The sequence below is a fragment of the Pseudomonas sp. Irchel s3a18 genome, assembly GCF_900187535.1.
Lineage (GTDB): Bacteria > Pseudomonadota > Gammaproteobacteria > Pseudomonadales > Pseudomonadaceae > Aquipseudomonas.
In genome coordinates this window covers 47587-57979 of record NZ_FYDV01000027.1, presented here as the reverse complement: position 1 = coordinate 57979, position 10393 = coordinate 47587, and the positions used below count along the sequence as shown (strand labels likewise).

Sequence of the window (10393 nt, the reverse complement as noted above, 5' to 3'; positions counted from 1 at the left end):
TACGGGTCAGTTGGAAGGTATCAACAATCGAATAAAGGTCATCAAGCGGGTGGCGTACGGTTACCGGGATAGCGAATTCTTTTTCATGAAGATCAAGAGCGTCTTTCCCGGTAATCCGTGAAGAACCTAAAAAAGACCCCGCTCAGCCTGGCTGAGCGGGGTCTTTTTTTGCCTGCGGTCCTTGTAGGAGCGAGCTTGCTCGCGAAAAACGTCAACGATAACGCGGGGCGCCTGACAAAAAGCGGCGCTCTGACGTCCATCGCGAGCAAGCCCGCTCCTACAGGGAGGTGTATCAGACGCCGAACTGGGCGCGATAGGCTTCTACTGCTGGCAAGTGCTGCTTGAGCTGAGGATCATCGGCTAGGAATTCCAGGACCTGATTCAGCGAAACAATACTGATGACCGGAATACCAAAGTCGCGCTCCACTTCCTGGATCGCCGACAACTCGCCATTGCCGCGCTCCTGGCGGTTCAGGGCGATCAACACGCCGGCGGCCTTGGCGCCATCCTGGGAAGCGATGATCTGCATCACTTCACGGATTGCGGTGCCCGCGGTGATCACGTCGTCGATGATCAGCACGTCGCCAGTCAGCGGCGCGCCCACCAGGCTGCCGCCTTCGCCGTGGGCCTTGGCTTCCTTGCGGTTGAAGCACCACGGCAGGTCACGGTCATGGTGCTCGGCCAGGGCCACGGCGGTGGTCGCCGCCAACGGGATGCCCTTGTACGCCGGGCCAAACAGCACGTCGAAGGCAATACCGCTCTCGGCGATGGCGGCCGCGTAGAAACGACCCAGCTGTGCCAAGGCACTGCCTGAGTTGAACAGGCCGGCATTGAAGAAGTAAGGGCTGGTACGTCCGGACTTCAGGGTGAACTCACCGAAGCGCAAAACGCCGCGATCGATGGCAAAACGAATGAAATCGCGCTGATACGCTTGCATAAAAAAAACCCCAAATACCACGGATTTAGCTAATTAGCTTGACGCCGTGTATCATACACGCACGCGATTTTTGGGGCCATTTATGCGGATCATCAGTGTGAACGTCAATGGTATTCAGGCGGCAGTCGAGCGTGGTTTGCTCAGTTGGCTGCAAGCACAGAATGCCGACGTCATCTGCCTGCAGGACACCCGCGCCTCCGCCTTTGAACTGGACGATCCAGCCTTCCAACTGGATGGCTACTTCCTTTATGCCTGCGATGCCGAAGTCCCCGCCCAAGGTGGCGTGGCTTTGTATTCGCGGTTGCAACCGAAGGCTGTCATCAGCGGTCTCGGCTTCGAGACGGCCGACCGCTACGGGCGCTACCTGCAAGCCGATTTCGATAAGGTCAGCATCGCGACCTTGCTGCTCCCTTCGGGGCAGAATGGCGATGAAGACTTGAACCAGAAGTTCAAGCTAATGGACGACTTCGCCCGTTATCTGGATAAACAGCGACGCAAACGTCGCGAGTACATTTATTGTGGCTCGCTGTACGTGGCGCAACAGAAGCTGGATATCAAGAACTGGCGCGACAGCCAGCAATCCCCAGGCTTCCTGGCGCCTGAGCGCGCCTGGATGGACGAGATTGTGGGCAACATGGGGTATGTCGACGCCCTGCGCGAAGTCAGCCGTGAAGGCGACCAGTACAGCTGGTGGCCAGATAACGAACAGGCTGAGATGCTCAACCTGGGCTGGCGTTTCGACTACCAGTTGCTGACCCCGGGCCTGCGCCGCTTTGTTCGCAGCGCTCGCCTGCCACGTCAGCCGCGGTTCTCGCAGCACGCGCCGTTGATCGTGGACTACGACTGGACGCTGACGATCTAAGCGTTTTTTCGCAGACACAAGAAAGCCGGCATCGCTCAGGCGGTGTGAAGCCAGGCACTCTGCTGGCCGGTTAAAGAAAATGCCCGTATCGGAAGATACGGGCATTTTTTATGTGCCAATCCAGAGTGGAATCAGCTCCCGGAACGTGCTGTTCCACTTTTCCTGGACGTGACCTGATCCTCAGGAAGCGACAAAAAATGGCAGCGCAAGGTACAACTTGATCACGATGACATTAACGATGTCGATGAAGAAAGCCCCTACCATTGGCACCACTAGAAACGCTATCTGCGAAGGCCCGTAGCGCTGTGTCACCGCTTGCATGTTAGCAATGGCCGTTGGCGTGGCACCCAGCCCAAAACCGCAATGCCCTGCCGCCAGTACTGCCGCATCGTAGTTACTGCCCATGACTCTGAACGTCACAAAAATCGCAAACAGCGCCATGACCAACGTTTGGACAGCCAGGATGATGAAGATCGGCAAAGCCAGCGAAGCCAGATCCCATAGCTTGAGTGACATCAAAGCGATCGCCAGAAACAGCGACAAACTGACATTCCCCAGCACAGAGACTTCACGCTCAAATACCTGATACAAACCAAGCGCTGAAAGCCCGTTGCGTAAAACAACACCCACGAACAAGACGCAAACAAACGTCGGCAACTCAAATGCGGTTCCGAGGAGCAGTCCATTCAGAAGAGAACCTGCCAGTAAGCTGACGGCGATCAGCGCGAGTGTCTCGATAAACGAAAATGGTGTGATCGAGCGCTCTTTGTTCGGCTGTTCAAAGCCCTTTGGCACCCGTGGCTTTTCTTGTTCAAGGCAGCCGGATACTTGTGTACGTTTGATCAGCAGGCGAGCGACCGGCCCACCAATCAAACCGCCCAGCACCAATCCAAACGTCGCAGAGGCCATCGCAAGCTCAGAGGCGGAAGCCAGACCGTACTTCTCACTGAACGTCGCCCCCCACGCAGCGCCTGTACCGTGACCGCCCGCCAAGGTAATTGAGCCGGTCAACAGCCCCATCAAAGGATCGAGCCCCAACGCTTTTGCGAGACCGATACCCATGGCATTCTGAACCACTAGAAGCCCGGTGACCGCCAGTAGAAAAACCCCCACTACGCGCCCGCCTTTCTTCAGGCTGGCGAAGTCAGCACTCAAGCCAATGGTGGCGAAAAACGCCAACATCAAGGGCGTCTGCAATGAAGTATCAAATCGGACTTCAACATCAAGACCTCGCAAAGCCAAGAGAACCAAGGCGACCACCAGGCCACCGGCTACAGGCTCGGGGATGTTGTAGGCGCGTAAGAAACCAACACGTGTGACAAGTCCGCGACCCAGCAAAAGTACTAAAGAGGCGGCTACTAATGTTCCATAAAAATCGAGCTGAACCATCTGGATTATTCTTGGATATATATTCAGGGGCGAACTTTTTACCTGGACACGCCTCCTGAACAGGTTGATCGTCTCAACACTGATTAGTTTTAGATTCAAGGACCTTCAATGGTTTGAATATATCAAAATATTTCTTGAAATATTTCGTGGGGGCAACCTTATCAACCGACAAGTGTCATTGCCAAGCATATAGGCAGTACTGGCAACTTGTAGTTGTGACTAAAAGTGTAAGAACCATAGGTGTGATTGCACGGTAAACCCCCGATGCACTAATTGCCGTAATTGGCAAGCACCATACACAACTAGAAACATTTAGTTAATTTCGGAAATGAAAATGCCCCAACTTATCGGGGCATTTTCTTTAACGCGGCGAACTTCGTTTTCGCACGGCCTGATCAGACCTTTTGTATGCGCTGACTTCTTAATGTGGGAGCGGGCTTGCTCCCACAAGGGGATTTGAGCTGGTTATTATTTGATCAAGCGCCAGGTGAACGGGTACCGATAAGGAAACCCTTCATTGGCTTTCACCCCGGCAATGATCGTCAACACCAGCGCCCCGATGGCCAGCAGGCCGAACAGGAAAAACCCGATGACCACCACCATCAGCAACAGGCAGATGGCCGAGGCAATGGCCACGCTGATCTGGAAGTTCAGCGCCTCCTTGCCCTGGTCATCGATAAACGGGTCCATTTCGCGCTTCATTTGCCAGAGAATCAGCGGCCCGATCAGCGAGCCGAACGGCACCCAGATCCCCAGCAAGGCCGAGAGATGGCAGAACATGGCCCACTGACGAACCTCACGGCTCGGCGCGGGCACCGGTAGTTGCTCATCACTCATGACGCTCTCCTTGCCGGGAATCGGAACAATCAGTCAGCCAGCGCGGCTTTTTGCAGGTCGAAAATTTCGCTCATGCCTTTTTTCGCCAGCTCCAGCATCGCGGTCAGCTCTTCAGGCTGGAACGGCGCGCCTTCGGCAGTGCCCTGCACTTCGATGAAACCACCGGTGCTGGTCATCACCACGTTCAGGTCGGTCTCGGCAGCCGAATCCTCCAGGTAGTCCAGGTCCAGCACTGGCTCGCCCTGATACATGCCGACCGAAACAGCCGCGATCATTTGCTTGAGCGGGTCGCCGCCCTTCAGGCCGCCGCGCTTCTTGATCACTTTCAAGGCATCGACCAGCGCAACCATGGCGCCGGTGATCGAAGCGGTACGCGTACCGCCGTCAGCCTGGATCACATCGCAGTCGACGTACAGGGTGACATCGCCCAGCTTGGACATGTCCAGCGCCGCGCGCAGGGAACGGCCGATCAGGCGCTGGATTTCCAGGGTGCGGCCGCCCTGCTTGCCACGGCTCGCTTCACGCTGGTTACGCTCGCCCGTGGCGCGCGGCAGCATGCCGTATTCGGCGGTCAACCAGCCCTGGCCCTGGCCCTTCAGGAAACGCGGTACGCCGTTCTCGACGCTGACGGTGCAGATCACCTTGGTATCACCGAACTCGACCAGTACAGATCCCTCGGCGTGTTTGGTGTAGTTGCGGGTGATGCGGATCGAGCGGAGCTGATCGGCAGCGCGACCACTTGGACGTTTCATAGAGGAACACCTGTACGGAGGACGGAAATCTGCCGAGCATTATAGGGCGAGCGGACGCGCCTGGGCACTTCTAAAAACCCGGAGCGACGAGCGAAGGCTCTGAACAGCGCCATGCGACGAGCTGCAGCGCTTTGTCACACGCGCCATTTGGGAGCATCCGCCGCACTGCGCTACAATCCTGCGCCTTTGCTGCCAGTCGGCTTAAATTCATTGATATCGGGCTCCCGGAACATCGGTTCTGCGCCGATCTGCATTGCGAGGTACCCCCATGGTGCACAGCATGACCGCCTTCGCCCGCGTCGAGAAAGCCGGCGTCCAGGGCACCCTGAGCTGGGAACTGCGCTCGGTCAACAGCCGCTACCTGGAACCCCACCTGCGCCTGCCGGAGTCGTTCCGCGACCTCGAAGGCGCCGTGCGCGAAGCGCTGCGCCAGGGCCTGTCCCGGGGCAAGCTCGAATGCACCCTGCGCTTCACCGAAGAAAGCACCGGCAAACCGCTGCAAGTGGATCGCGAGCGCGCCGCGCAACTGGTCGCTGCCGCCGAGACCGTCGCTGGCCTGATCAGCAATCCTGCTGCGTTGAATCCGCTGGAAGTGCTGGCCTGGCCCGGCGTACTGGTAGCCGATGCTACTGACCCGCAAGCCCTGAATGCCGAGGCCCTGACGCTGTTCAACCAGGGTCTCAAGGAACTCAAGGCCGGACGCGAGCGCGAAGGCGCGGAGCTGGCCCGGCTGATCAACGAACGCCTGACCTCCATTGAAGAAGACGTGGTGACCCTGCGCGAACTGGTTCCGCAGATGCTCGCCACCCAGCGCCAGAAAGTCCTCGACCGCTGCGCCGACATGAAGGTCGAGCTCGACCCGCAGCGCCTGGAACAGGAAATGGTCATGCTCGCGCAAAAAAGCGACGTCGCCGAAGAACTGGACCGCCTGAGCACCCACATCATTGAAGTGCGCCGCGTGCTCAAGTCCGGCGGCGCTGCCGGTCGGCGCCTGGACTTCCTGATGCAGGAACTCAACCGCGAAGCCAACACCCTGGGCTCCAAGGCCTTCGACCCGCGCAGCACCCAAGCGGCGGTCAACCTCAAGGTGTTGATCGAACAAATGCGCGAACAAGTGCAGAACATAGAGTAAGGCTACCCCGACATGACCCATAGCACCGGCACCCTCTACATCATTTCCGCCCCTTCGGGCGCGGGCAAGACCAGCCTCGTCAAGGCCCTGATCGACGCGCAGCCGCAAATCCGCGTCTCGGTCTCGCACACCACCCGCGCCATGCGCCCGGGCGAAGTGAACGGCGTCAACTATCACTTTGTCGCCCGCGAAGAGTTCGTGAAGATGAGCGAGCACGGTGACTTCCTGGAGCGCGCCGAAGTGTTCGGCAACCTCTATGGCACCTCGCAAAGCCACCTGCAACAGACCCTGGATGAAGGTCACGACCTGATTCTGGAAATCGACTGGCAAGGTGCCGAACAGGTCCGCAAGCTGATGCCGCAGGCTCGTTCGATCTTCATCCTGCCGCCAAGCCAGCAAGCACTGCGCCAGCGTCTGACCAACCGCGGCCAGGACAGCGACGAGATCATCGAAGGCCGGATGCGTGAAGCCGTGAGCGAGATGAGCCACTACGTCGACTACGACTACCTGATCATCAACGACGATTTTGCCCACGCACTGGACGATCTGAAGGCGATTTTCCGCGCCAACCAGCTGCACCAGAAGCGCCAGCAACAGCGTCACGGCAAATTACTAGCTGAATTGCTGGGCTAAAGAGCACTTCCCAAAACCGCTGCAGGGGCTTTACATTGGTACTTGCAGCGCGTTGAAGAGCCTGGTCAAAAAATCAGCGCTTCCCTAAACGCTGGTGATTTTTTAAACTGTTGAGTCCGCTCGCCCAACCGGGCAGCGCGCATATTGCATTCGCTCCGAGGAATACCATGGCCCGCGTAACCGTTGAAGACTGCCTAGAACACGTGGAAAACCGCTTTGAGCTGGTCATGCTCTCTACCAAGCGTGCCCGTCAACTGGCCACCGGTGGCAAAGAGCCATTGGTTCAGTGGGAAAATGACAAGCCTACGGTTGTCGCCCTGCGCGAAATCGCTGAAGGCCTGATGAGCTACGAGTTCATCGCCAATGCAGAAATCGTCGAAGACGAACCGCTGTTCGCAGCGTTCGAGGACGAGTCCAACGAGGCCGTCTAAGCCTATGCCTGGTCGACGTAGCACGGCGCGGGATCACAGCCATCGGCAGGAGTCATCATGCCGAGCATAGACGCCCTCGCCGATCGCTTATCGACCTACCTCGGCAATGACCAGGTCAACCTGGTCCGCCGAGCGTACTTCTACGCCGAACAAGCCCACGACGGCCAACGCCGCCGCAGCGGCGAGGCGTATGTCACGCACCCGCTCGCGGTCGCGAACATTCTTGCCGACATGCACATGGACCATCAGAGCCTGATGGCGGCGATGCTGCATGACGTGATCGAAGACACCGGTATCGCCAAGGAAGCGCTGCAAGCGCAGTTCGGTGAAACCGTGGCTGAATTGGTCGACGGGGTCAGCAAACTGACCCAGATGAACTTCGAGACCAAGGCCGAAGCCCAGGCTGAAAACTTCCAGAAAATGGCCATGGCCATGGCGCGCGATATTCGCGTGATCCTGGTCAAGCTGGCCGACCGCCTGCACAACATGCGCACGCTGGAAGTGCTGTCCGGTGAAAAACGCCGACGCATTGCCAAGGAAACCCTGGAAATCTATGCGCCCATTGCCAACCGGCTGGGCATGCACGCCATCCGCATAGAGTTCGAAGACCTGGGCTTCAAGGCCATGCACCCGATGCGTTCCGCGCGGATCTACCAGGCCGTCAAGCGCGCCCGGGGCAACCGCAAGGAAATCGTCAACAAGATCGAAGAGTCCTTGAGCCACTGCCTGGCCATCGACGGCATTCAGGGCGAAGTCAGCGGTCGCCAGAAACACCTCTACGGCATCTACAAGAAAATGCGCGGCAAGCGTCGGGCCTTCAACGAGATCATGGACGTCTATGCGTTCCGGATCATCGTCGACAAGGTCGATACGTGCTACCGCGTACTGGGCGCCGTACATAACCTGTACAAACCGTTGCCGGGTCGCTTCAAGGACTACATCGCGATCCCCAAGGCCAACGGCTATCAGTCGCTGCACACCACGCTGTTCGGCATGCACGGCGTTCCGATCGAGATCCAGATCCGCACCCGTGAAATGGAAGAGATGGCCAACAACGGCATCGCCGCGCACTGGCTGTACAAATCCAGTGGCGACGAGCAGCCAAAAGGCACTCACGCCCGCGCCCGCCAGTGGGTCAAGGGCGTGCTGGAAATGCAGCAACGCGCCGGCAACTCGCTGGAATTCATTGAAAGCGTGAAGATCGACCTGTTCCCGGACGAGGTCTACGTGTTCACGCCAAAAGGCCGGATCATGGAGCTACCCAAAGGCTCCACAGCGGTCGACTTTGCCTATGCCGTGCATACCGACGTCGGCAACAGCTGCATCGCCTGCCGGATCAACCGTCGTCTCGCGCCACTGTCCGAACCCCTGCAAAGTGGCTCCACCGTCGAGATCGTCAGTGCCCCCGGCGCGCGGCCGAACCCTGCCTGGCTCAACTTCGTGGTCACCGGCAAGGCGCGAACCCACATCCGCCATGCGCTGAAGCTGCAACGCCGCTCCGAATCCATCAGCCTCGGCGAACGCTTGCTGAACAAAGTGCTCAACGGTTTCGACAGCTCGCTGGAAAAAATTCCGGCCGATCGCGTCAAGGCGATGCTCACCGAGTACCGCCTCGAACTGATCGAAGACCTGCTCGAAGACATTGGCCTGGGCAACCGCATGGCCTATGTCGTGGCACGCCGTCTGTTGGGCGAAGGCGAACAGCTGCCAAGCCCCGAAGGCCCGCTGGCCATCCGCGGCACCGAAGGCCTGGTGCTCAGTTACGCCAAGTGCTGCACCCCTATCCCCGGCGACCCGATTGTCGGTCACCTGTCTGCGGGCAAAGGCATGGTGGTGCACCTGGACAACTGCCGCAACATCAGCGAAATCCGCCACAACCCGGAAAAATGCATCCAGCTGTCGTGGGCCAAGGATGTCACCGGCGAATTCAATGTCGAGCTGCGCGTCGAGCTGGAACATCAGCGCGGCCTGATCGCGTTGCTGGCCAGCAGCGTCAACGCCGCCGACGGCAACATCGAAAAAATCAGCATGGACGAACGCGATGGTCGTATCAGCGTGGTCCAACTGGTGGTCAGCGTACACGACCGTGTACACCTGGCCCGCGTGATCAAGAAGCTGCGCGCCCTGACCGGGGTGATCCGCATCACCCGCATGCGTGCATAGCCCGCCCACATAGCCCAGTCATTACAAGGAGTCATTCATGACCAAGACCGTTATCACCAGCGACAAGGCCCCGGCGGCCATCGGCACCTACTCCCAGGCGATCAAGGCTGGCAACACCGTCTACATGTCCGGCCAGATCCCGCTCGACCCAAAAACCATGGAACTGGTCGAAGGTTTCGAAGCCCAGACCGTTCAGGTGTTTGAAAACCTCAAGGCCGTGGCAGAAGCGGCCGGTGGTTCGTTCAAGGACATCGTCAAGCTGAACATCTTCCTCACCGACCTGAGCCACTTCGCCAAGGTCAACGAGATCATGGGCAAGTACTTTGACCAGCCGTACCCTGCTCGCGCCGCCATTGGCGTGGCTGCCCTGCCAAAGGGTTCGCAGGTTGAAATGGACGCCATTCTGGTCATCGAGTAACACGCGCGGCGCAACCTCACAGGTTGCGCCAGCTCCGCTTCCTAAGGATTCTCCTCATGCGCAAAGCGCTAGCTCTCTCATTGCTCGCGGTGTTTCTGGGCGGCTGTGCCAGTGACCCCGCCGACCGCGATATCAGCGGCACCTGGATCAACCAGGCGGCAATCGATGCAGCCTCAAAGGGCGTTCCGCTGCGTGAAGCACTGCAAGCCAACGGCCCGAACCTGGAATGGGACGTCAACACCAAGGCAGGTCAGGCACGCTACACCAATGGCTTCGAAAACGTCGAAGGCAAGGTACTGGGCGAGCAATCAGGCGCCTGGAAAATCGAGATTTACGGCAGTTCCGGCACCGAATTGAAGCGTGACGGCAAACAACTGCAGCAAGTGGCCAGCGACAACGAGCCAGAGCAAGTGTTCGACCGCCCGAAAGATACCGCCCCTGAAGGCGCACCGCTGGGTGCCAGCTTCGAACGCGCACTCTACTCAGCCTATCTGGGCGGTGGCTGGAAGATCGTCAATGGCCCTGGTGAAGGCAACACCGTTCAGTTCCAGGCCGATGGCGCTGTCCAGGGCCTGCCCGGTGCTGACCGCTACGCCCTGTGCCTGGCGGGCGATTGCGCCTCCATGAGCGGTGGCAATGACACGATCTGGTTGCAACTCAACGGCCAGGGCAACCCGTGGATCTTCACCCGCCAGGGTGACGACATGGAGATTTTCCAGACGGTCAACGGTGCACAGGCCGATGAAGTACCGTCATTCTCTCCGGGCAAACGCCAATGGACACTGGAAAAGCAGTGATCAACGGACGCGTAGGAGCGAGCGTGCTCGCGATGAACTCAA

At 58.7% G+C, this 10393-nt stretch carries 12 protein-coding genes; 8 read left to right on the top strand and 4 right to left on the bottom strand.

From position 1 onward, the window contains the following. Nucleotides 1-121: transposase (locus tag CKW29_RS24635; protein WP_141234428.1), on the top strand; the 121-nt coding region annotated here is incomplete at its 5' end. A gap of 171 nt (nt 122-292) precedes the next feature. On the opposite strand, the gene pyrE is transcribed toward CKW29_RS24635, so the two are convergent. Then, nucleotides 293-937: an orotate phosphoribosyltransferase gene (gene pyrE / locus CKW29_RS24630; RefSeq protein WP_095081295.1), complete on the bottom strand. Its 645-nt coding sequence runs from the start codon at nt 935-937 to the stop codon at nt 293-295. A gap of 82 nt (nt 938-1019) precedes the next feature. Here pyrE and CKW29_RS24625 point away from each other — a divergent pair, with 82 nt between their 5' ends. After that, a complete protein-coding gene (locus tag CKW29_RS24625) occupies nt 1020-1799 on the top strand; it encodes an exodeoxyribonuclease III (RefSeq protein ID WP_003176915.1) in 780 nt (259 codons plus the stop codon). A gap of 180 nt (nt 1800-1979) precedes the next feature. Here CKW29_RS24625 and gltS read toward each other — a convergent pair whose 3' ends face one another. The 3 genes from gltS to rph all read right to left on the bottom strand — a co-directional run bounded on the left by gltS (nt 1980) and on the right by rph (nt 4777). After that, complete coding sequence (gene gltS / locus CKW29_RS24620) at nt 1980-3188, bottom strand: sodium/glutamate symporter (RefSeq protein WP_095149275.1); 1209 nt, start codon at nt 3186-3188, stop codon at nt 1980-1982. 468 nt (nt 3189-3656) lie between these two features. After that, complete coding sequence (locus CKW29_RS24615) at nt 3657-4025, bottom strand: DUF4870 domain-containing protein (protein ID WP_095146309.1); 369 nt, start codon at nt 4023-4025, stop codon at nt 3657-3659. Nucleotides 4026-4054: 29 nt separating this feature from the next. Then, entirely contained in the window at nt 4055-4777 is a 723-nt protein-coding gene (rph, locus tag CKW29_RS24610) for a ribonuclease PH (RefSeq protein WP_095081291.1), read from the bottom strand. Between the two features lie 268 nt (nt 4778-5045). Between rph and CKW29_RS24605 the strand changes: the two genes are divergently transcribed. The 6 genes from CKW29_RS24605 (at nt 5046) to CKW29_RS24580 (ending at nt 10351) form a co-directional block, all read left to right on the top strand. Further along, nucleotides 5046-5909 carry a YicC/YloC family endoribonuclease gene (locus tag CKW29_RS24605; protein WP_095081289.1) on the top strand — a complete coding sequence of 288 codons (864 nt, stop codon included), beginning with the start codon at nt 5046-5048 and terminating at the stop codon, nt 5907-5909. Between the two features lie 12 nt (nt 5910-5921). Continuing rightward, a complete protein-coding gene (gmk, locus tag CKW29_RS24600; RefSeq protein ID WP_095146308.1) occupies nt 5922-6542 on the top strand; it encodes a guanylate kinase in 621 nt (206 codons plus the stop codon). A gap of 167 nt (nt 6543-6709) precedes the next feature. Further along, nucleotides 6710-6973, top strand: a complete 264-nt coding sequence (gene rpoZ / locus CKW29_RS24595) for a DNA-directed RNA polymerase subunit omega (protein ID WP_003177259.1) — start codon at nt 6710-6712, stop codon at nt 6971-6973. A 57-nt stretch (nt 6974-7030) separates the two neighbouring features. After that, complete coding sequence (gene spoT, locus CKW29_RS24590) at nt 7031-9136, top strand: bifunctional GTP diphosphokinase/guanosine-3',5'-bis pyrophosphate 3'-pyrophosphohydrolase (RefSeq protein ID WP_095146307.1); 2106 nt, start codon at nt 7031-7033, stop codon at nt 9134-9136. Between the two features lie 37 nt (nt 9137-9173). Continuing rightward, complete coding sequence (locus tag CKW29_RS24585; protein WP_003229509.1) at nt 9174-9554, top strand: RidA family protein; 381 nt, start codon at nt 9174-9176, stop codon at nt 9552-9554. A 56-nt stretch (nt 9555-9610) separates the two neighbouring features. Next, nucleotides 9611-10351 carry a hypothetical protein gene (locus CKW29_RS24580; RefSeq protein WP_095146306.1) on the top strand — a complete coding sequence of 247 codons (741 nt, stop codon included), beginning with the start codon at nt 9611-9613 and terminating at the stop codon, nt 10349-10351. Nucleotides 10352-10393: the final 42 nt, after the last annotated feature.

Bases quoted from the DNA above. Each gene is read 5' to 3' on its own strand.
- CKW29_RS24615 (WP_095146309.1), bottom strand. From the start codon at position 4,025: ATGAGTGATGAGCAACTACCGGTGCCCGCGCCGAGCCGTGAGGTTCGT.
- CKW29_RS24625 (WP_003176915.1), top strand. From the start codon at position 1,020: ATGCGGATCATCAGTGTGAACGTCAATGGTATTCAGGCGGCAGTCGAG.
- rpoZ (WP_003177259.1), top strand. From the start codon at position 6,710: ATGGCCCGCGTAACCGTTGAAGACTGCCTAGAACACGTGGAAAACCGC.
- gltS (WP_095149275.1), bottom strand. From the start codon at position 3,188: ATGGTTCAGCTCGATTTTTATGGAACATTAGTAGCCGCCTCTTTAGTA.
- CKW29_RS24605 (WP_095081289.1), top strand. From the start codon at position 5,046: ATGGTGCACAGCATGACCGCCTTCGCCCGCGTCGAGAAAGCCGGCGTC.
- gmk (WP_095146308.1), top strand. From the start codon at position 5,922: ATGACCCATAGCACCGGCACCCTCTACATCATTTCCGCCCCTTCGGGC.
- CKW29_RS24580 (WP_095146306.1), top strand. From the start codon at position 9,611: ATGCGCAAAGCGCTAGCTCTCTCATTGCTCGCGGTGTTTCTGGGCGGC.
- spoT (WP_095146307.1), top strand. From the start codon at position 7,031: ATGCCGAGCATAGACGCCCTCGCCGATCGCTTATCGACCTACCTCGGC.
- rph (WP_095081291.1), bottom strand. From the start codon at position 4,777: ATGAAACGTCCAAGTGGTCGCGCTGCCGATCAGCTCCGCTCGATCCGC.
- CKW29_RS24585 (WP_003229509.1), top strand. From the start codon at position 9,174: ATGACCAAGACCGTTATCACCAGCGACAAGGCCCCGGCGGCCATCGGC.
- pyrE (WP_095081295.1), bottom strand. From the start codon at position 937: ATGCAAGCGTATCAGCGCGATTTCATTCGTTTTGCCATCGATCGCGGC.